Below are 20,679 nucleotides of genomic sequence, written 5' to 3'. Positions count from 1 at the left end.
CGTTACGTCACTTGCAAGAACGAAACACCTTATCAGTTGAAGGTGACGCTGCGTCATCTTCTATAATGGGCATGACGCATGGGGACGGTTCGTGTGCGCCACTTTTTTGACGCATCGGAACCGTCCCCATGCACCAAAGGAGGAAGGATCAATGAAGAAAATCATGTTGGTCATCGTGAGTGCGATGGTGCTGGCGGGATGCCGGGAAGGGTCGGAAGAGGTGCTGGTACAGAAGGAATCGGCGGGGGATCTGGGGAAAGTGGCCGTGGATTTTGCCAGTACGGATGTCAAGGTGACAGTTGGTGAGGGGGAAGATGTGGAGACCCATATGACCGTGTATGACGGTGGGCCGGGCGTGATCCTCGACCGCAACGGCGACCTACTGACGATCAAGATGGACAGTGACATCACCCGCCTGGTGAATCTGAAGAAGAAGCCATCATTGGAAGTAAGGATCCCGGAAACCTTTACGGGAAAAATCGTCCTTGATGGATCCTCGGGGAACGTGTCGGGTGAAAATCTGGGTGCACAGGAACTTGAGGTCGAGTCCAGCAGCGGAGACGTGAATCTCCACGTGGCCGAACTTCACGCACCCATCACGATCAAGACCAGGAGCGGAAAGGCAGCGGTGCGCTTTGAAGAGGATAGCCCGGATCTCGCCCTTGATGTGTCGACCAATAGCGGGAGCCAGTCGATCGGCGTGACGCTTGAAGAGAAATCATCATCGAAGAAGGGAGTCAGCGGGGTATCGGGGGATGGCACCCATGACGTGAAGGTGGAGACGAGGTCTGGCGGAGTGAGGATCGACTGACGTGAAGAAGGGGAGGATTCTATGATTACGCTTGAACGTGTGACAAAGGAATTCCAGCAGGGAGATGAAACGGTGAAGGTGTTGAAGGGGGTCGACCTTTCCATCCGCGAGGGGGAGTTGGTGGCGGTCATGGGACCTAGTGGATCAGGGAAGAGCACGATGCTTCACCTTCTTGGCGGATTGGATACCCCCACCGGCGGAAACGTGACGATCGATGGGAAAGATTTTTTCGGAGGATCGGAGAAAGAACGGACGATCATGAGGAGGCGGGAGATCGGCTTCATCTTTCAGAACTATCAGCTACTGCCCACTTTGACGGTGGAGGAGAACGTGGCCTTCCCTCTGCACGCCGATGGAAGGAAGGAGCGGGACCTCATCCGGAACGTCCACCAGCTGATCACGGCGGTGGGACTCGAAGGACTTGAGAAAAAATCGCCCAATCTCCTCAGCGGGGGGCAGCAGCAGCGGGTCGCCGTGGCAAGGGGGTTGATCCATGAGCCGAAGATCCTGCTTGCCGATGAGCCGACGGGAAATCTCGATCGAAAGCGTGGGGAAGACATCTTGAACCTCTTGGCGCGGTTCAATAAGGAGCGGAATCAGACGATTCTGATGGTGACCCATGATGTGTTTGCCGCGGGCTATGCCGATCGAATCATCCTTTTCAAAGATGGTGTGATCGAGAACGAATTGGTGAAGGAGAATGAAGACTATGCTGCCTATCTGGCGGGTTTCTTGGCGTAACATCACGAAGAACAGGCGCCGGTTTTTCTTTACCTTGACGGCCCTTGTCATGGGTCTCACGCTGACCACTGCCATGCTCGTGGCGGACAGAACGGTGAAGGATACGTTTGCTTATTATGAAGAACTATACGCCGGTAGTGCGGATTACTGGATCCAGAGCCGGGATGCAACCTTTCAGGAATCGGCTGTGAAAGGGGTGGAAGAGGAAGCGGCAGATGTCCTCCGCGTCCTCGACAAAGAGACACGGCTCATGGTTGGGGAAGATCGTGATGTACCCGTCCGAGTGACCGGAGTCAGCAAGTGGGAGACCGATCTTCTCAAGCTTCCCCTGATCGAAGGGAAGCGGGGAGGACTCGTGGTCCCCGAGAATGCGGCCCGATTATGGAAGAAGGGCGTAGGGGATACGGTGCGCTTCCGTGACCTTGGCGAGATGGAGATCACAGGCATCACGGGATACACGCCTTGGCTGGCGGGCCCAACCGATTGGGATCAGGCGGAAGGGAAGTCGTTCCGGGTGATGATGGACCTTCGTACCCTTCAGGAGGGGTTGGACCTCAGGGGTGACATTTCGTATATCCGTTGGGAGCAACAGGGTGGAACTTCTTTGGAACGCTATGAGGAGCAGCTTGCAGGAACGCCCCTCTATATTCAGCCCGTCGTCATCGATGATTTGAGGAACAATGATGTGGATGGGCTCTACAGTGTGTTTACCCTCGTCTCGATCCTCTCGCTCTTCATCTCAGGTTTCATCGTGTTCAATATGATTTCATCGAGCGTCATGGAGAGGAGGGCGGAGTTCGCTACCATGAAGGCCCTGGGGTACAGTGCTTTTCATGTCGGACGTCTCGTGGTGATGGAAATGGTGACCCTCTCCATACTGGCCACGATCCTGGCGCTGCCGATCGGGGTATGGTCGGCCGATGCATTCGTCGCCATGCTTCTCGGAATCTTCGAGGATACCATGGTTTATACGCTGAACTGGAAAGGCGCCACCCTCATGTCGGCGGCGATCGGTCTGGTGTTTCCCCTCGCGGCAGCCGTTGTTCCCATCATGAAGGCAGTCAAGACCCCGATCATGGCGGGGATCAAGGATACTGAGCCACGGATCAAGGGAAGTGGAATCCGCTATGGAGCAGGGGGCGTGTTCATGTTGTCCGGAATCGTCGATCACTACGCGGGGACCCTCCTGTTTCTGCTTGGGTTGATCCTGGTCTTCCCGCTGATCCTCAGGGGCGTGACCCGTCTGCTTTCCCCCATCCTCAGCAGGCTGCTGGGCTACCCTGGGACATTATCCGCAGGAAATATCCGTGCGAACTTGAGCCGGAATGCCAATACGGCCGCGATGGTTTCAATCAGCATGACCATCGTGATGTTCCTCGGTGCCGTGCTTGCGTCCATGCCGGCGGGACTCGAGCGGGAAATCCGGGAGACCTTCGGCGGTGACGTGCACGTCCAGTTTGAAGAGGCGGTCGACGGTACCTCCGTTCTCGGTGATCTTCCCGGTATTGAGGACGTGCTCCCTTATCAGGAGGTGCTCTCGGTGTGGGAAACAACTGACGGGGAGCCGAGGGAATTCTATCTGAAAGGAGTCCCGGCGGGGAAGGAAGAATTCAGGCTGTTCAGCGGATTTAAGGGAACGGTGGGACCGGGTCACATTCTCCTAGGGGAGCGCGCCTTCGAGGAATGGGGCGGGGAGATCGGGAGCTCTGTGACCGTCCAGACGCCTGCGGGGCAGAAAGAATATCGCGTATCCGGAACTGTCGATACATCACAGGACGGGGGGTACACTGGATTTGTAGCTGCAGAAGAGTTCACGGATGATTTCGGGTGGGGCCGGAGCCGAACGGTGATGGTCACTCTGAAGGAGGGAGTCGATCCGGACGAATTCCGATCGGAGCTGAGGGGAGCGTTTCCCATAGCCCTCTCCTCGATCACCCTTGAAGAAGATGCCATCACCTCGGCCCAAAGCGCCTTTGATGGGATGAACGACGTGATGCTCTTCCTGCTCCTGCTCATCATCGGCCTTTCCAGCGTCGGCATCAGCAACACCCTCCTCATGAACATCCTCGAACGGAACAGCGAAATCCGTACCATCCGCGCCATGGGCTTCACGGACGGACAGGTGAGGAAGATGATCCTCGGAGAAGGCCTGCTGATCGGGATCACCGGCACAGTGATGGGGATCATAGCCGGCATGATGGTCATCTGGATGAACGACAACTCCTCCATGACCGGAATGCCTCTTATCATGCCGTGGGATATGATGCTGTTCGCGTCCGTCGCAGGTCTGGTGCTGACGCTGATTGCTTCAGGAGTCGCGTCCGGGGGGAAGGGGAGCAAAAAATAGGTAGGGGTCTGTGATAGAGTGAAGCTGCTTGATATAGAAGTGTAGTAGAAAGAAGGATGAGCAGCGTGATTTATAAGTATTATGCGGTGATTGAGGAAGAGCAGGAGGAAGATGGAAGCTCAGCGTTTATTGTTTCATTCCCGGATTTAGACAATGTTTTTACTGACGGTGATACATTGGAGGAAGCCATCAAGCATGCGTGGGAAGTACTGGTATCCATGCTTTGGATATGTGAAGAAGATGGAACGCCATTTTCTCCTCCTTCCCCGGTCTCTATCCTGAAAGATCGTTTAAAGGAAGGGGACAGCTTGGTACTGATTGAAGTGGATACTGATAAAGATGGGCTTGAATAAGAGAAAAACCTATCTCGCATGAGCGGTATAGGTTTTTTCTAACTATGAGAGAGCTCCCACTCACTCAAATACATCCGCCCCTCCACATTCCCCGGATTCTCCAGCGGACAAATCAGCTCCAGGCTGTTTCCGTCCGGATCATCGAAATGGATTTTCGCATGGGCCATCCCGTGATGTGCCATCACGAAGGGCTCCACCGGCTCAAAGCCGAACGCCCGCCGTGGGGGACATCCACGTTCGATGAGCCATGCAACCGATTTTTTCAGCTCGTCAAGGGTCACTTGAAATGCAAGGTGCCGGATGGACGGGTGATAATCATGCTCCACGCAATCCGTATCCCATAGCCCCAGCCAGCTTCTTTCTTTCTCGATCCACATGAACGCAAGCCCGTCCCCTGCGCGGTGGGAGAGCTCCAAACCCAGCCCCTCGTAGAATGCGATGGAACGATTTACGCTCCTGACGGGAAGATGGGCTTCATATAATCCTTTGATCATGGTCATGACCTCCTTTTCTATACTGTACCCTGAAGAATAGGTTGATTCGACCGGCTAAAGACCGGGCGGGTATAAGACTATTGGTGGAGGAAAGAGTGGGGGGCTATCATGAACAAATCTTTGTCATCTGCAACGTGTCTGGTTTGGTGAAGCTTTCCTGATTGGAGATAATGTGGGGGTACACTAAATAGTTAAAATCTCCCCTTAAGGTCAACATCCAATTATGTTACAATCCAGGTATTAGAAGCCAAATGAAAAGGAGTGTAAATATGGAAGGTTTTTATTTCTTCGGATTATTGGCTCTTGCATTTGTTGCTGGCATCGGTTTAGTGGCTTTTGGAATTAAGTTAGTATATAAATTGCTTGTTCGTTAAAAACAAAAAAGCCCTTAGGGCTTTTTTGTTTTTTTATAGATAATCATTGGCTGTACAGAAACTCTTTACAACATCGACGTCCTTCCATTTTTTACATCCTGAGGTAACTCCCCACTTGTAGAAGTCTGCTGTGATACTTGAAGCCAATTCCCATCCTACAAATACAGCCAAGGTCCCTAGGAAGGCTATTACAGCGGCTGGGAGCAGTGGCGCTACAGCCGGGGCCACCTCGCCATCTGCGGGTTGCATACCACTTTCTATAGCTTCCAATAATTCAGGGTCTAAATTCTTATAATAGAGATTCACTTGTTGAATCTCAGAGTCTGTTAATTTTCCATCAGTAAGGCTCTCATCGATTTGGTAGACCCCGTCTTTAAAAACTAACGCATTCTGAACGACCTCTTGTTTCTCTGTAAACTCATCAGAAGATGTTAAAGTATTTACATTTGCGCTTGCAGTACTAGGGGCTTGAGTGGTCATAAAGAAAGCTAGAACCAGAGACAGCATGGCTAAAAATTTCTTCGAGTCCTTCAAATAAATAGACATTCTTCATACCTCCAAGTTAGTATTTACTACACTTACAGTCTATATTTTCTATTTTTTCAATTCAATGAATTGTGGGATTTGTTCACATTTTTTTTAATATTATTACAAAAATTGAATTCGTTTTACATGTGTATTTCGAATCATCGTTAATTGGGTTAATAGAGAGACTGGCCTTAACTGATTCAACACATGGTATTAATTGGCACAGGATTAACCTTCTGTCTCAATACGTCTCATTTTATAAACGAACAAATGTTCGGTTATAATAACGGGCAGAGGTGATTGAAATGATTAGAGACAGAGGGAAAATCAAATGGACGTCGCTCATGCTCCCGGAGCACGTCAAGGAACTGAGGGATATATGGGAGGTATTCGAGCGCGATACGAAGCCTGAAGTCGACATCTTCGCCTTGAGCGAGATGGAGGAGCGGATCCGCTATGCCATGGAGTACCACCTTCCCCTGCGGATGAAAATATGGAATGAATTGAAAGGGAAATGTGAAATGAAGACGGGTACGATTCATTATCTGAATGAACGGGACCGGAATCTGATGCTTGAGTGCGGCGATGAGGGGTTCGTCCGGGTACGCGTGGAGGACCTGATTTCGGTGGATGTAGTGGAATAAGAACGGCAGGGACATTTGCGGAAACGTGAGTGTCTTTGTTTATGGGAAATAAAAGGAAATCACACGGAGGATATGATATGGTAATAGAGAAGTGCTTTTACGAGCGGTTATTGATCAAGAAGAGATAATGGGGGTGGAAATCATCTTGAAGAAATTCACCACGACGGGGAAAATCCTTTTTACGATGGGGTTCATCCTATTTGTACTAAGCTCTTTTCTGTATTCAGAATTCACTGAGGAAGGTTATTGGAAGATGGGGTTGATCATCGGTGTCCTAGTGGCAATCAGTTCCAACTTTTTCACAAACAAACATGCATCCAAGAGGAGAGCCTGACATGATTAAACAAATCGAGCATCCGCAAGCCTGGGATCTCCGCCACACCGTCATGTGGCCGGACAGACCCTATGACTATATCAAGGTGGAAGGGGATGAATCGGCCCTGCACTACGGACTCTTTCATGAGGATGGCCTGAAGTCCGTCATCTCCCTCTTCATCGAGGATGGGGAGTGTCAGTTCAGGAAGTTTGCCACCCTTGAAGAAGAGCAGGGAAAGGGCTACGGGAGCCGACTGCTTGACTATGTACTCGAAGAACTAAAAGCCATGGGCATCCGCCGGATCTGGTGCAACGCACGCACCGAGAAAGCCGGCTTCTATACCCGGTTCGGCTTGCGTGAAACCGATCGCCGCTTCACCAAAGGCGGCAAGACGTATGTGATCATGGAAATGACACATGCGTCAAAGGAGGGGTAGCCAATGGAAATCACATTCATCCGACATGGGCAGGGGGAGCATACGCTGAGCCTGCCGGAAAGCTTGCAGTTGGAGGACCCGTCATTGACGGAAGCGGGGAGAGAGCAGGCGAGAAGCCTTTCGTCCGTTTTCGATGTCACGAAGGATGATCTAGTGGTGGCGAGCCCTACGCGAAGGACCTTGCAAACGGCCTCCTTGATTGCCGGTGAATCGGGGTGCAGGCGGGTCGTGCATCCGTTGGTGTCCCCGAGGATGTTCCCGCAGAAGCAGGGGGCAATGACCCTTCCATGCGACCGGATGCTCGACCAGGAGACAATTGGAACCGAATTTCCTGGGTTTGAGTTGGGATCAGGGATGGACCGGAACATGTGGACGTCAGGTATCAATGTCTTGCCCCATGACGAGTTTGCAGAATGCGCAGATGTCTTTTTACGGTGGGCTGAGGAACAGGGGGCATGTCACGTGTACGTGGTGTCCCATGACGGAACGATCACGGCGTACCGGGAGCGGTTGAGGGGTGAAACACTGTCCAGGGCTCACTTTTTGAGTGATGCGGGCTGGATCAGGGAGCGGTTTGGACAGTGACCGCTACAAAAGGCTGCCTCACAGCAGCCGGTAGTCATGCGTTCTGTTCCCGTGTGATTTTCAAACGGATCAGCAGTCTGAAGAAGAGCTCATTGTAGAGAATCATCCTGTTTTACCGGTTGATCAAACGGGTAAACTACGTCTGTAAACATTTACGGAAGCGAGGAGATAATGATGAAGATCTCATATCATGGCCACTCAGTGGTGAAATTCGAAACAAACGGAAAAACGATCCTTGTTGATCCGTTCATCAACGGGAATGAATATACCGATCTAAATGCAGATGACGTCAAAGCTGATGTGATCATCCTGACCCACGGACATAACGACCACGTGGGTGATACTGTCGCCATCGCGAAAAGGAATGATGCCTTGGTGATCGCACCGAACGAGCTGGCGAACTATCTTGGCCTTCAGGGCCTCAACACGCATCCGATGTCAATCGGCGGAGCGCGAGAGTTCGACTTCGGTAAGGTGAAATTCACACAGGCATTCCATAGCTCAAGCTATACAACAGAAGATAACGAAATCATCTATACCGGCATGCCGGCAGGCTTCCTCTTGATGGCTGAAGGGAAGACGATTTACCACGCAGGAGATACAGGTTTGTTCTCCGACATGAAGCTGATCGGTGAACGTCATCCGATCGACCTTGCCTTCCTTCCGATCGGGGATAACTTCACGATGGGACCAGAGGATGCAGCACTTGCCGCTACGTTCTTAAAAGCGAAGGAAGTCGTTCCTGTCCATTACGATACATTCCCGCCGATCAAGCAGGATCCGCATAAATTCGTCGAGATGCTTGAAGACAGCAAAGGGCGCGTCATGAAAGCAGGAGACACCATCGAACTATAAGATCATCACCGGAATCATCCGGAACCTTCACATGGAGGTTCCGGATGATTTTTTTGTTGAGTGGAAGAAAATAGTGTTGTTATAATTTTCCTTTTTGCTATGATGGAAGAAGCGGCAGCGTTAGGTAAAAATGCTAAAGCAAAGGGGGATGTATGTGGAACTTAGAAAGAACGTTCGGGAGAATAAGGACTTACGTGACAGCTTCAACCAGCTTGCCGAGGACACATTCGGCATCCATTTCGGACAGTGGCATGCCAGAGGATACTGGACAGAGAAATACGTGCCATTTTCTTATATCGAAGGTGACAGGGTCATTGCCAACGTGTCGGTGAACCTGATCGACTTTATCATGGCAGGAGAGGAAAAGAAGGCCATTCAGATCGGAACCGTCATGACCCATCCCGACTACCGGAATCGCGGTTTATCGACGGATCTCCTGAAGAGCGTGCTGGCGGAATACCGGGATCAGGTCGATTTCGTTTATCTTTTTGCCAATCAAAATGTACTGGAGTTTTACCCGAAGTTCGGCTTCCAGGCGCAGCAAGAAACGCTGTTCAGTATGGTGCCAGGCACCGCCGGTAAAATGAACGCGAGGAAGCTTGATATGGAGGAGGAAGCAGATCGCAATCTTGCATACGGGATCGCCAGGGACAGGCTGCCGGTATCCAATCGCTTCGGGACGAAGAATACGGGTGAGCTGTTCATGTTCTATGCTCTCTATGCCTTCCCGGATAACCTCTATTATCTCGAGGAAGAAGAAGCGGTGGTGATGTTCCAGCGTGACGGGGAGCGGATTGATTTGTTTGATGTGGTGTGCCGGGATAACGTCGACGTCAGAAAGATTGCCGAAAAGCTTGCAGACGATGATACGCGGCAGATTGTGTTTCACTTCACACCGGAGGAGACGGAAGGGATGCGGGCAGACGTGTTCCATGGGGATGAGGTGCTGTTTGTCCTTCCCATGCGAAGCGGGGCGGGAATACCTGATGGGGTGAAGCATCCGTTGACGGCGCAGGCTTGACGTGAACCGTCGCCATTCTTCAAAAAAAGGAATTATTTTCTTTATGTGGAATTATATATGTAAGGTGATTCTGGAGCGGAGGTGTGTGATATGGACTTTCTATCCTGGTATGACTGGCTGACGCCGACGAATCCGATGGCGTCGATCTTTTTCGGGTTGATCTTCACGATTATCGTCGGGGTGACGGTATGGTGGGATACGAGAAAGATGCGGTCGGCGTTTGTCGCGGCATTGACGGGGATCCTGGTGACGGTGGTCGGGGTCGCGATCTTGAATGCCATTGGGTTTTATGTATGACGTGTGGGGACCGTCCCCATGCGTCGTCCAAAATCAGACATCGGGGGAAATGTTCATGAAAAAACTTGCGACAGGGTTGGTGCTGATCTTATCCAGTGCCATTTTATATGGATCGACGCTGATTACTGCAGCGATTTATTCCACGGTTCTTAGCAAAGAAGGTTTTGGTTGGGACCCGCGCTACGGTGTGTTCGGGACGGCGTTTCGGAGGATCGGAACGGTTCCGTTGGTCTTTTCGATACTCTTGGCTGTGGTGGGGATTGGATTCACAGGCTTTTCGTTTTATCAGAAAAAGAAATCATAAATGACGCATGCACCACCCAACCAAAGCAGTCTCCCAATGGAGGCTGCTTTGTTTTTTATATCGGGTTCGCGTTGCTAATAGCAATAGGGGTTGTGGCAAATACTAAAGTAGGATTGTAAAGGCTCAATATAGGTGTACTTACACATGACAAGAAACCTGTTTGTCGAGGAGGAATACATTTTTTGAATACAGGGTACTATCATACAGTAACAGGCCTTTTCAGTAAGTAGAAGTTGAAATCATATACGATTATTCAGGCAACCTGGTATTTCATGTAGAAATCCATCCACATCAAAGGAGTTGACAGCAAATTATGAAATTCAATAAGAAGAAAATCAACGTTGTTAGTATTGAAAAGGCCAAGAAGAGTGTGTTCGCAACGGGTGTAGGGAATGCGATGGAATGGTTCGATTTTGGTTTGTATTCATATTTAGCCGTTATCATCAGTCAGAATTTTTTCAGTCCTGTCCAGAATGATGAACTCAAGTTGATCTTCACGTTCGGAACCTTCGCCATTGCCTTTTTAATGCGACCGCTTGGCGGGGTTATTTTCGGTCGGATCGGTGACAAGTTAGGGAGGAAGGTCGTATTGACGACCACAATCATCTTGATGGCTTGTTCCACGTTGCTGATCGGGTTGCTTCCTACCTATGATCAAATCGGGGTATGGGCTCCGATATTGCTGCTTGTTGCAAGGATCATCCAAGGATTCTCAACTGGTGGTGAATATGCCGGAGCCATGGTGTATATTGCAGAATCGTCACCGGATAATAAACGGAATATCCTCGCTAGTGGGTTGGAGATCGGAACCCTTACCGGCTATATCTTGGCCTCTCTCCTTGCGAGTATCCTTTTCATCACGCTATCGGACGATCAAATGAGTTCATGGGGATGGAGAATCCCATTCTTGCTTGGTTTGCCATTGGGGCTTGTTGGATTGTACTTGAGGAAGAGCTTGGAGGAATCACCGATCTTCGAAAATGAACTTGCCGGTGATGACGGGGATCAGAAGAAAGAAAGCTTTGTTTCGATCCTCAAGAATCATAAGAAGGACATTATTGTTTGTTTCGTTGCAGTAGCATTCTTTAACATCACCAATTATATGCTGTTATCGTATATGCCCTCTTATCTAGATGAAATCGTCGGATTGTCCAGCACGACGGGAACGGTCCTGATTACAGGCGTCATGGTCATCATGATCCCATTGGCCCTTATGTTCGGAAAACTGAGCGATAAGATCGGCAACAAAGCGACCATCTTGATTGGGTTGGGTGGTCTGTCGCTCCTGTCTGCTTTTGCTTTTTACTTAGTCAATCTCAATGGTCTGCTCTTCGTGTCACTGGGCATTTTGATCTTAGGTATCCTACTGGCGAGCTATGAAGGAACCATGCCTGGAACGTTGCCATCCATGTTCTTCAGTGATGTACGCTATCGCACCTTATCCGTCACATTCAATGTCTCGGTCTCCATCTTTGGTGGGACGACGCCTTTGGTCGCTACATGGCTTGTACACCAAACAGGTAACAACTTGGCACCTGCATGGTATCTAACCATTGTCAGCGTCATCGGTTTCTTCATCATCTTGTTCATGTTCACGAGTACGTCCGGTAAGTCCCTCAAAGGTTCATACCCAACCGTTGCGACAAAGTCTGAATTCCAAGAAGCAGTAGAGAATCCTGAAGACTCCCTATGGTGGAAATCAGAGCAGGAAGATAAATCATAACCTTGTTTTCGAAAAAGATCCCCGTCTACAACAGGTAGATGGAGATCTTTTTCTATTTGCTCCGTTTGAAGAAGGCAACAGATACTGCGCCCAATACCGCTGCAATCATAAGAAAGGCAATTACGATAAATAAGAAATCACCACTCACTTTTCATCACCTCGTTATAAGTAGATGATACCATTGATTGATCTCTGTGTATCCAGCTGTCATTTCTTAACTTTCCTTAAGATTTCCCCGTCCTTTTTCTTAAGGTCCGTCCGGTAATCTGATGGAAACGATACGAGAAGGGCGAGGGACAGATGATGAGTGCGCTGCAGTTTGTGAAGGAATATGTGAAACAGCCGAGGACAGTGGGGGCGGTGCTGCCGAGTTCGAAGGTGCTTGCCCGTCAGATGGTGGAGGCGATTGAATTCGACAAGGTGGAGAGCATCGCAGAGTTCGGGCCGGGTACGGGTGTGTTTACGGAGGAAATCCTCAATCGTAAGCAGAATGGAACGATGCTGCTGCTGATCGAGGAGAACCTAGATTTTTTTGAGCTACTACATGACCGCTACAGCAAGCGGGACGATGTGGTGGTGATCCACGGTTCGGCCGAGGATGTTCGGGAACATATGCAGGCGTGCGGAATGGGGCAATTGGATGCGATTGTGTCGGGGCTTCCGTTCGCAAGCTTGCCAAATGACGTGTCACACGCTATTTTAAGAGTAACCAATCAGGTGCTCGCGCCTGGAGGCGTGTTCGTCACGTTCCAGTATTCCATGATGAAAAAGGGCCTATTCGAGCAATATTTTGCAGGGATGGAATGGCAGCGGGTGTGGTGGAACGTACCGCCTGCCTATGTGCTTGCCGCGAGGCCGATGAAATGATGAAGAGAAAAGAGTGGACCATATGATCGGAACGACTATCCTGATCGTCGATGATGAAGCCGACATCCGGAACATGATTGCGATTTATTTGAAAAATGAAGGGTACGGGGTGCTGGAAGCGGCTGATGCCCACGAAGCATTCGGCGTGCTTGAGGAGAGCACTGTCGACCTTATCATCCTGGACGTCATGATGCCGGGGATGAGCGGGGTGGAGGCGTGCATGACGATCCGGCAGTCGTATGATATGCCGATCATCTTCCTGTCGGCCAAGAGCGAGGATCTCGATAAGATCCATGGCCTCGCGAGCGGCGCGGAGGATTATGTGACCAAGCCGTTCAACCCCCTCGAGCTCATGGCCCGGGTGAAATCCCAGCTCCGCCGCTACAAGATGACTTCCGGGAACAGCGAACCCTCCCATCTGCTTGAAAAAGGGGATCTCACCGTCAACGAACGGACGAATGAAGTGACCGTCGGCGGTCGCGAGGTGCGCCTCACCCCGAAGGAATTCCATATCCTATCCCTGTTGCTGCGGAATCAAGGACAAGTCTTCAGCATCGAGCAGATCTATGAAGCGGTGTGGAAGGAACCTTTCTTTAAATCCGACAGCACGGTGATGGTGCATATCACCAATATCCGCGACAAGATCGAAGAGAATCCGAAGAAGCCCTTCTATGTGAAGACCGTGTGGGGCGTGGGGTATAAGGCATGAGGTTCCTGCCCCTTAAACTGAACCTGAATGTGAGGCTCATCCTGATCTTCATCGCCTGCCTGGCCGCGGCGACGGTCACGTTTTTCCTCACGGTGTTCTATTTCACTCCCCTTGAAGACTACAGGAAGCAGGAAAAGGTCAACAATCAGGTGGAGAAGGTGCTGGCCGACTGGAAGGCGTCATTGGAAGCGGGAAACGTGAGCTTGTCTGATTCGAAGGGGATTGAAGAAGCGCTCGGAACGGTGAAGGATCAGCGCGAAGAGTGGGGTTTCCTCGTCACCGAGGCCGAGGGGGATGTGACGTACCGGACGGGGAAGCTTTACAGTGAAGATCTGCCGAAGCTCCTTGAGCAGAAGCTCCGTAATGACTATTCCAGCGGGCGTGACGAGAAGCAGGCACCCTTCATTTCCACGGTTATGTTCCAGGAAGGCTTGGGATACGTGGTAATTGAGGCCCCGTCAAGGCTCAAGGCAATCAATCCCACGACCTACAATCAACAACTTTTACTCGCCTTTTCCCTGGCGGTCGTGGTGTTCCTTGTCCTGTTCGTGCTCTTCATGCGTCCGGTGACACGCTACATCGAGCAGATCGAAGCGGGCATCGGACGGATTGTGGATCATGACTGGACGTATGAGATTCCGGTAAAAGGGCGTGATGAGCTGTCCTCCCTGGCGGCGAACATCAACTGGATGACGGATCAGCTCCGGCTCCGGTTCGAGCGGGAACGGGAGCTCGAGCAGTCGAAAAGTGAGCTCATCACGAATCTGTCCCATGATCTCCGGACGCCGCTTACGTCGATTATCGGCTATCTGCAGCTGGCGAAAGACCAGAAGTCACCGGGGGATAAGGGGTATGTGGACACCACCTACCGCCTGTCCCTCAAGCTGAAGGGGCTCATGGACGAGCTGTTCGAGTATACGAAGCTCACCCATCATCAGGTTGAACTCCAGACCGATCGGGTCGATTTTGCCGCCTTGTTGCACCAGCTCGTCGGGGAGTACACCCCGATCCTGGAAGGGAAGGGGCTTCACGTGGAGATGGACGTACCGGAAGAACCTGTCCTCGTCACCGTCGACATCGAGAAGATGATCCGCGTGTTCGATAACCTCCTTTCCAATGTGGAGAAATATAGTCTGGAAGGGACGATCAATCTTCGGATGAGAGTGGAAGGGGACCGGGTGCTCACCAGTCTCTCCAATCCATCGGACCCTGTGAATCCCGAAGAACTGCACCGCCTCTTCGACCAGTTCTACCGACTCGACGAAGCGCGCTCCACCAAGATCGCCGGATCCGGACTTGGCCTTGCGATTGCCAAGCGCATCGTTGAGCTTCATGACGGGGAGATCTGGGCAGAGAGTGGGGAAGGTGAGCTGACTGTGTGGGTAGCGCTGCCGGTTGAAGGATAGAAAGAGTAAGGCGATGCTTCCGTGTGGGAGGCATCGCCTTTTTTGATTATTTAATTTGAGTCAAGCTTGCTCAGATCCCACGACAGTACCGGTTCGACACAAACGGTTCATCCTCCCCATTCGAGTAGCTCTCCTGCTCATGCTGAAAGACAAAGCCCCGCGCTTCATAGAACGGGATCCCTTTTTGATTCCCTCTCGCCACCGATACCCATTGTTCGGTGGCGCCTTTTTCGCGCTGGATTCGGGTAAGGGCTTCAAGGAGGAGCGTGCCGATTCCTTCTCCTCGCCGGTCCGGGTCAAGATAAAGGACGAACACTTCGCCCTGATATGCGCCGGTCATGCCGCCGCCGATTGCGCCGAGGACGGTGCCATCCTCGAGGGCCACATACCACCCGTCCCAGCCGTCACCTCCATCGGTGATTTCACTGCTGATCCGGTCGGGATGATAAAATTCTTCGATGATCCGTTCGATATACGATTCAGGATGGCTTTCCCCGTAGGTCGCACGGTAGCCGCGGGAACATACATCGGAAATCCCCTCTACGTGTTGAAGGGTCGCTCTTTCTATTTGTATCATCTCTTACCCTCTATTCGTGTATGGAATGATTTCACTTTAAATAATGCTTCTTAAAATCAGGATGGATCGAAAATTTCCGTCTGAGATTCACGAGGTTCTTTCCAAACGTTTTCTCCAGCTCATCCCGATGTTCCTTCATGATTTCCATGAGATAGAGGTCGTGGATCATGACTTCCGTGATGGGCATGACCAATCCGACGTGTCTTGTCCAGGCTGCGCGGCTGTCGGTTCCGAGGGAGACGATGCCTGCCACCACTTCCACGTCGTCGGCGCTGATGACGATCCAGTTGCCGCCGTACTCCTCTTTGATGGCAGAGCCCATGTAGTGGAGGTGGACGTGGGCAAAGTCGGAGGAGATGTCACCATAGGCGATGATGGTCACATTGACCCCGCGAAGGGTTGCTTGTCTCAGCTCCTCTTCCACTTCCTCATATTCTTCTTCCATGACTTCAAGAAGAATCCTCGTTTGCGCGGTGGCGATGCAGTTCTTCACCTTGTCGATGATTTCATTCCGCCCTGTGATGTTCCAAATATGTTCACGATCATGGGAAGACTGTTCAAACTCCGCGAGTGATTTCTCAGCCAGCTTGAAGTGGTCATTCGCTTCCCTGCGCCGATTCTTGATGAGCTCTTTTGCCGGGATCGGGGTGTACTGAGGGGTGGTGCCCGGACTGACGAGGATATCTCCCCTTCCAGCGAGATGATCTAAGGTCTCATAGATCCTTGATCGAGGTACGCCGGATTTTTTCGCTACGGCATAGCCCGTGAGAGGGGATTCTTCCAGGAGGGCCAGGTAGGCTTTGGCTTCGTATTCGGTGAAATGCAGCTTGGTCAGTGTCTTTAAAAGGGTTTCGCTCATAGATCCTCCGTGTGCGTGGGTTTATTTCTGTTAGTGTATCAAAATAGATTGATTATTTCTAATCGATTCTGGTATTCTTTTTAGTAGTTACTGTAGTAACCACTATTATCATGTTAGGAGAGGACACATGGACAACTTGCTTGCTTACATACCTGTCGCTACGCTTATGGTCGTCATTCCCGGCGCAGACACCATGCTTCTCATGAAGAATACCTTGAGTTACGGACCGAAAGCGGGACGCTTTACGGTTCTCGGCATGCTCTCTGGCCTTTCGTTCTGGACGGGCATTGCCATACTGGGATTATCCGTCGTGATTGCCAAATCCGTGGTCTTGTTTACCACGATTAAATACCTCGGTGCCGCTTACTTGATCTATCTTGGGATCAAGAGCCTGATCACGAAACAGACCCTTGCCGTGGATCAAATGGAATCCTCCGCGAACGTACCCATTGACCGTGGCTATCATAAAAAGTCGTTCATGCAGGCTATGCTCAGCAATGTGCTGAATCCAAAGACCGTCATCGTGTATATCACCATCATGCCGCAGTTCATCAACCTGAACGGTCATGTCAACCAGCAGTTGATCATCCTGGCCTCGATCCTGACAGGACTGGCAGCCGCCTGGTTCCTGATCCTGGTGTATGTAGTGGACTATGCGAAGAAGTGGTTGAATGATAAAAAACACCAACAAAAGTTCCAAAGAGTAGCGGGGATTCTCCTCGTCGGATTCGGAATCAAAACCGGTATATGAAAGAAGAGAGCTACCCAGCGTATTGTGTGGGTAGCTCTTTTCGTTGCTAGTTGGACCATCCGCGATACTATTATCGTGAAGATTAGAGTCCTTTTTTTATTCTGGAAATTAATTTATGAGAACCTAAGATATAGATGAACATGATTAAAAAAGGCATGATCGTTGGGAAAATTTCTACCCCGTCTTCTTTAACATTTACAACGTATAAGTAAGAGAGGTTATACGTATCTGCAAAGGAGCTCAACTGTATAAATCCTAAGTAAAATCCAACAAATGATAAAAAGTATAATAAGAAAACCTTGATCGTTAAATTCATAAATGATACACCCCTTATGTACTAAAGATTGTAATGTCACCATAGTTACAATTACCTTTTGTGTTATCTACCGTTTGCTGAGTAAGTCTTTTTTATATAATACCATAAAAAGTAAATTATTCCTTGTTGTAAATTAGTGTTTATTCATTAGGGAAAGATGATGAAATGACTGGCTAAGCTCGCATTTCCGTGCCGATCACGTTCTACTTCATGAGGTAGTCCTGGTTCATATTAAAATCCTTTATCATCCAAAAAATGAGAATACTAGGTGGAGGAGAAATAGTATACTTGAAACTAGACAGGGATTGGGGGGAAAGGATGAAACGGATCATCATAGGGCTTCTCGGGGGATTGGTCTTTTTGGCTTCATCCGTCACAATCGGCTTGATCGTAAGGGAATATATAAGCGATGAAAGAAGTAAGGCTCGCTACATAATCGAACCGTTGACGTTTGATGAGAGGGAAGGAAATACATCGATTGAACGATTGTACGAGGTGGTGGACTCGCCACCGTATCGCCAAATTCCCGGCGTGACTGTTACCCATGTCTTCTCTACAGGGGAAGGGGATGAAGTCCGCACGGCTACCTACTCCGATTATGTGTCGGCCATGAACGATGGAGGCACGACGGGTTATGAACGGATCTACGCAGTGGATGGCAATACAGTCTCTCTTAAGGAAGAATTCGACCGTGATCAGGTGATCCTGTCGGTGAATGGGGAGTTCGTCGGTTCGTTTCCAAAACTAATCAACCTAGAGGATTCAGTCGATATGCGCTACGGAAACGTGGGACTGGTCCGAAAGACGGACCGGGACAGTGGAAAGAGTGAAACAATCATGGTGGGGCAGGGTGGACCCGAGGCATGGGAAGTATTCACCATTGATCTGGAAGGGACCGTCAAGCGGGAGAGCATCCCGTCCATAAAAGAATTGCGTCGTGATCCCGACATGGTCCGCACCATCAATCATTCCGGTGCCCACCGTGAATCAATCGGATACCATACGCAGCTGAGCGAGGGGCTTCCTGCATTCAGCTTTCCGGTGTTCTTCCCGTTTGTGACGTGTGTGTTGTCGGGCGGAATGGTGTATGGGTTGGTTAGGAAAAGGGAAGTGTGGACCAGCTAGTGCTTCGCTTTAAGTTCATAACGATTGTGGGGAAATCTGATTGGAAAAGATACTTGCAGTAGTTGTCATAGCCCTATTACTTTATGTAGCCGGGAACGCATTTTATATCGTCTTCAAGACGTATCAAGAGGATGATGAATTTCATCACCCCACGTTGGAAATCCTTCCTGTTCATTGGGTCATGGATTTTCTATTGTTCATCTCAAGAAAGCTCGCACCTGCTCCATACTTTGTCGCCCTTTTCAAAACGCTCTCGTTCCTATATGGTCTGCTTATGGTGGGGGTTATCATTCTTATTTTGCTTGTTTTCTTTTTTTAGTACAATCATTTATGGTATTTTATGTTAAAATAAGAAGAAAAAGGGGGTGTCTTCATTCGGTTCCTCACCAAAACAGCCACCATTCTCATCTCCATCATCCTTCTCGGCGCCTTCATCACGCTCTTCCAGGGAGGCATCGATCTCAGTCTATCCACCTATTGGAGCAGCCTGAAAGGGTTGGCCGTTTCACTGGTTCAACCAGGCTCCATCATGTATTCCACGGGTGACTATAATACCGGCAGCCAATACCCGTTGTTTCCATACGTCTTTGAGTTCTACGGCTATTCGATCTCCGTCCTTTTCTTGGGCTTCATCCTGGCCCTTGTCATCGCGGTCGTCCTCATCATGATCACGTTCCAATTATCTGTGAAAAAACGCACGGCACTCATGAAGCTGTCCACCATCCTGGAGGCGGTGCCCGACCTGTTCGTCATCGCCATGGCGCAGCTGTTCATCATTTTCCTGTTCAAGCAGACGGGGATTCTGTTCTTTGATGTGGTCGGCGCCTATGAACGTCCGTTTGTACTGCCCCTCATCACCTATACGATCCTTCCGACCATCTTCCTGTACCGGACGCTGACGCTCCTATTCGATGAAGAGCTGCGGAAGCCCTACGTGGAGCTTGCGAGGGGGAAGGGGCTGACGGATTTTCGGGTGCTATTCGTCCATGTGTTCCGGAATGGGCTGATGGGTCTTCTCAATCATTCCAAGATGATCCTGACGTTCATGCTCTCAAACCTCATCATGCTGGAGATCATCTTCAATACGAGGGGCATCACCTGGTTCGTCTATCATCATCCGACCCCGGAAATCGCCACCGTGAGCATCCTGCTCCTTGCCATTCCGATCCTTCTCTTTGAGCAGGGCATGAATAAGCTGAAATCATGCATCGTCGGAGGTGAAGGGCAGTGAAGGCATTCAAAAACCTCTCGTTTGTGATCGGCTTTTCGTTCATTGGCCTCATACTGGGAGGGAGCCTCGTTTACGGGTGGGTGTACGGTGATGCCATCCCTGTCGTTCCGTTGAAGTCCGGAGCGGAAGTGGCGATCAAACCGCCCTATGGACCGATGGACCACCTCCCGTTCGGCACCAACGCACTGGGGCAAAGCATGTTCCTCGTGATGTTGGTCGGGGCGAAATTCACCCTGGGGATCGCTTTCCTTGTGGCGTTTCTGCGCTTTGTCCTGTCTGCCTTCATCGGGACCGTGATGACCCTGTACGTTCCGAAGTTCACCGCGTGGATCCGTCCGTTCCTGCAAACCTTCTATTATTATCCGATCACACTCCTTGCCTTCATGATGCTGTATTGGGTGCTGTTTGAGGACGGACTCATGGGGGGAGAATTCAGCTACTCCTTCAGTGCACGGGTGCTGATCGAACTCGCCGTCCTCACCCTGGCAGCCGTCCCGATTTCCACCCTCATCGTGTCCAATGAAGTGAAGGACATCATGAAGCAGGAGTTCATGGAAAGCGTCCAGGTTCTCGGCGGGAATCGGCGACACATCCTCCGGAAGCATCTTCTTCCGTTCCTGAAGCCGCGGTTCGTCATCCTCTTTTTGAGGGAAGCGATCCAAGTGTTGATCCTCCTTTCCCACCTTGGTATCCTCGGCATCTTCTTTGGAGGAGGGGCATTGATGGAAGATCTATTCGGGAACTCTGCCATGGCCTCCCTCTCAAACGAATGGTCGGGCCTCATCGGAAGGGATTTTAGGTATCTATTTACTACCTATACGTGGATTCCTTTCGTACCGATCCTTTTTTTGACGCTCGCCATCATCGCCCTCAAGCTCATGGTGGAAGGATATCAGGAGGCGTATGGGGGAGTGGGAGAGAAAAGGAAAGAAGTGCCCGTTGCAGAAGATACCCGCTTGAACGGAAAAGGAGATTTTGAACGGATAGATCGAAAAATTGGTTAAAGGGG

At 50.4% G+C, this 20,679-nt stretch carries 25 protein-coding genes; 21 read left to right on the top strand and 4 right to left on the bottom strand.

From position 1 onward, the window contains the following. Positions 1 to 151 precede the first annotated feature (151 nt). The 4 genes from ACNA6I_RS13090 to ACNA6I_RS13075 all read left to right on the top strand — a co-directional run bounded on the left by ACNA6I_RS13090 (position 152) and on the right by ACNA6I_RS13075 (position 4,252). A complete protein-coding gene (locus ACNA6I_RS13090; RefSeq protein ID WP_416313471.1) occupies positions 152 to 811 on the top strand; it encodes a DUF4097 family beta strand repeat-containing protein in 660 nt (219 codons plus the stop codon). Positions 812 to 832: 21 nt separating this feature from the next. Beyond that, entirely contained in the window at positions 833 to 1,552 is a 720-nt protein-coding gene (locus tag ACNA6I_RS13085; RefSeq protein WP_416313470.1) for an ABC transporter ATP-binding protein, read from the top strand. Next, positions 1,521 to 3,899: an FtsX-like permease family protein gene (locus ACNA6I_RS13080; protein WP_416313469.1), complete on the top strand. Its 2,379-nt coding sequence runs from the start codon at positions 1,521 to 1,523 to the stop codon at positions 3,897 to 3,899. Before ACNA6I_RS13085 ends, ACNA6I_RS13080 begins: the two co-directional genes overlap by 32 nt. Before the next feature lie 86 nt (positions 3,900 to 3,985). Next, complete coding sequence (locus tag ACNA6I_RS13075; RefSeq protein WP_416313468.1) at positions 3,986 to 4,252, top strand: type II toxin-antitoxin system HicB family antitoxin; 267 nt, start codon at positions 3,986 to 3,988, stop codon at positions 4,250 to 4,252. Positions 4,253 to 4,290: 38 nt separating this feature from the next. Here ACNA6I_RS13075 and ACNA6I_RS13070 read toward each other — a convergent pair whose 3' ends face one another. Together ACNA6I_RS13070 and ACNA6I_RS13065 are read right to left on the bottom strand one after the other, a co-directional pair. Next, positions 4,291 to 4,746 (bottom strand): VOC family protein, encoded by a 456-nt coding sequence (locus ACNA6I_RS13070; protein WP_416313467.1) that lies wholly within the window; start codon positions 4,744 to 4,746, stop codon positions 4,291 to 4,293. A 407-nt stretch (positions 4,747 to 5,153) separates the two neighbouring features. Next, positions 5,154 to 5,666: a hypothetical protein gene (locus ACNA6I_RS13065; RefSeq protein ID WP_416313466.1), complete on the bottom strand. Its 513-nt coding sequence runs from the start codon at positions 5,664 to 5,666 to the stop codon at positions 5,154 to 5,156. A gap of 287 nt (positions 5,667 to 5,953) precedes the next feature. Between ACNA6I_RS13065 and ACNA6I_RS13060 the strand changes: the two genes are divergently transcribed. The 12 genes from ACNA6I_RS13060 (at position 5,954) to ACNA6I_RS13005 (ending at position 14,811) form a co-directional block, all read left to right on the top strand. After that, positions 5,954 to 6,292, top strand: a complete 339-nt coding sequence (locus tag ACNA6I_RS13060) for a YolD-like family protein (protein ID WP_048005359.1) — start codon at positions 5,954 to 5,956, stop codon at positions 6,290 to 6,292. Positions 6,293 to 6,437: 145 nt separating this feature from the next. Beyond that, positions 6,438 to 6,626, top strand: coding sequence for a hypothetical protein (locus ACNA6I_RS13055; RefSeq protein ID WP_416313465.1), 189 nt, complete (start codon positions 6,438 to 6,440; stop codon positions 6,624 to 6,626). A gap of 1 nt (position 6,627) precedes the next feature. Beyond that, positions 6,628 to 7,044 carry a GNAT family N-acetyltransferase gene (locus ACNA6I_RS13050; protein ID WP_048013741.1) on the top strand — a complete coding sequence of 139 codons (417 nt, stop codon included), beginning with the start codon at positions 6,628 to 6,630 and terminating at the stop codon, positions 7,042 to 7,044. A 3-nt stretch (positions 7,045 to 7,047) separates the two neighbouring features. Further along, positions 7,048 to 7,629 carry a histidine phosphatase family protein gene (locus ACNA6I_RS13045; protein WP_048013740.1) on the top strand — a complete coding sequence of 194 codons (582 nt, stop codon included), beginning with the start codon at positions 7,048 to 7,050 and terminating at the stop codon, positions 7,627 to 7,629. A gap of 174 nt (positions 7,630 to 7,803) precedes the next feature. Then, the gene (locus tag ACNA6I_RS13040) at positions 7,804 to 8,484 is read left to right on the top strand and encodes a metal-dependent hydrolase (RefSeq protein WP_048005355.1); all 681 of its coding nucleotides are present in this window, start codon (positions 7,804 to 7,806) and stop codon (positions 8,482 to 8,484) included. Positions 8,485 to 8,638: 154 nt separating this feature from the next. Continuing rightward, a complete protein-coding gene (locus ACNA6I_RS13035) occupies positions 8,639 to 9,505 on the top strand; it encodes a GNAT family N-acetyltransferase (protein WP_416313464.1) in 867 nt (288 codons plus the stop codon). 90 nt (positions 9,506 to 9,595) lie between these two features. Next, the gene (locus ACNA6I_RS13030) at positions 9,596 to 9,802 is read left to right on the top strand and encodes a hypothetical protein (RefSeq protein WP_309517695.1); all 207 of its coding nucleotides are present in this window, start codon (positions 9,596 to 9,598) and stop codon (positions 9,800 to 9,802) included. Positions 9,803 to 9,857: 55 nt separating this feature from the next. Further along, the gene (locus ACNA6I_RS13025; protein WP_416313463.1) at positions 9,858 to 10,106 is read left to right on the top strand and encodes a phosphatase; all 249 of its coding nucleotides are present in this window, start codon (positions 9,858 to 9,860) and stop codon (positions 10,104 to 10,106) included. Positions 10,107 to 10,419: 313 nt separating this feature from the next. Next, positions 10,420 to 11,829, top strand: a complete 1,410-nt coding sequence (locus ACNA6I_RS13020) for an MFS transporter (protein WP_416313462.1) — start codon at positions 10,420 to 10,422, stop codon at positions 11,827 to 11,829. Between the two features lie 300 nt (positions 11,830 to 12,129). Next, positions 12,130 to 12,696, top strand: coding sequence for a class I SAM-dependent methyltransferase (locus ACNA6I_RS13015; protein WP_416313461.1), 567 nt, complete (start codon positions 12,130 to 12,132; stop codon positions 12,694 to 12,696). Positions 12,697 to 12,721: 25 nt separating this feature from the next. Next, positions 12,722 to 13,405 carry a response regulator transcription factor gene (locus ACNA6I_RS13010; protein ID WP_063191061.1) on the top strand — a complete coding sequence of 228 codons (684 nt, stop codon included), beginning with the start codon at positions 12,722 to 12,724 and terminating at the stop codon, positions 13,403 to 13,405. Next, positions 13,402 to 14,811 (top strand): ATP-binding protein, encoded by a 1,410-nt coding sequence (locus ACNA6I_RS13005; protein WP_416313460.1) that lies wholly within the window; start codon positions 13,402 to 13,404, stop codon positions 14,809 to 14,811. Before ACNA6I_RS13010 ends, ACNA6I_RS13005 begins: the two co-directional genes overlap by 4 nt. 70 nt (positions 14,812 to 14,881) lie before the next feature. Here the strand turns inward: ACNA6I_RS13005 and ACNA6I_RS13000 are convergent, their stop codons facing one another. Further along, positions 14,882 to 15,388, bottom strand: coding sequence for a GNAT family N-acetyltransferase (locus tag ACNA6I_RS13000; protein WP_048015621.1), 507 nt, complete (start codon positions 15,386 to 15,388; stop codon positions 14,882 to 14,884). Between the two features lie 31 nt (positions 15,389 to 15,419). Further along, positions 15,420 to 16,247 carry a TrmB family transcriptional regulator gene (locus tag ACNA6I_RS12995; RefSeq protein WP_148796658.1) on the bottom strand — a complete coding sequence of 276 codons (828 nt, stop codon included), beginning with the start codon at positions 16,245 to 16,247 and terminating at the stop codon, positions 15,420 to 15,422. 127 nt (positions 16,248 to 16,374) lie between these two features. Between ACNA6I_RS12995 and ACNA6I_RS12990 the strand changes: the two genes are divergently transcribed. The 5 genes from ACNA6I_RS12990 to ACNA6I_RS12970 all read left to right on the top strand — a co-directional run bounded on the left by ACNA6I_RS12990 (position 16,375) and on the right by ACNA6I_RS12970 (position 20,674). After that, a complete protein-coding gene (locus tag ACNA6I_RS12990) occupies positions 16,375 to 16,998 on the top strand; it encodes a LysE family transporter (RefSeq protein ID WP_416313459.1) in 624 nt (207 codons plus the stop codon). A 634-nt stretch (positions 16,999 to 17,632) separates the two neighbouring features. After that, positions 17,633 to 18,439, top strand: a complete 807-nt coding sequence (locus ACNA6I_RS12985; protein WP_416313458.1) for a hypothetical protein — start codon at positions 17,633 to 17,635, stop codon at positions 18,437 to 18,439. A 40-nt stretch (positions 18,440 to 18,479) separates the two neighbouring features. After that, on the top strand, positions 18,480 to 18,758 hold the full coding sequence (locus ACNA6I_RS12980) for a hypothetical protein (protein WP_416313457.1): 279 nt from the start codon (positions 18,480 to 18,482) through the stop codon (positions 18,756 to 18,758). Between the two features lie 177 nt (positions 18,759 to 18,935). After that, positions 18,936 to 19,670: an ABC transporter permease subunit gene (locus tag ACNA6I_RS12975; RefSeq protein ID WP_416313456.1), complete on the top strand. Its 735-nt coding sequence runs from the start codon at positions 18,936 to 18,938 to the stop codon at positions 19,668 to 19,670. After that, positions 19,667 to 20,674, top strand: coding sequence for an ABC transporter permease subunit (locus ACNA6I_RS12970; protein WP_416313455.1), 1,008 nt, complete (start codon positions 19,667 to 19,669; stop codon positions 20,672 to 20,674). Before ACNA6I_RS12975 ends, ACNA6I_RS12970 begins: the two co-directional genes overlap by 4 nt. Positions 20,675 to 20,679: the final 5 nt, after the last annotated feature.

The organism is Rossellomorea sp. FS2 (genome assembly GCF_047915635.1).
Lineage (GTDB): Bacteria > Bacillota > Bacilli > Bacillales > Bacillaceae_B > Rossellomorea > Rossellomorea marisflavi_A.
Note: the sequence above shows the minus strand (reverse complement) of the source record. Positions and strands in the feature narration are given on the sequence as shown.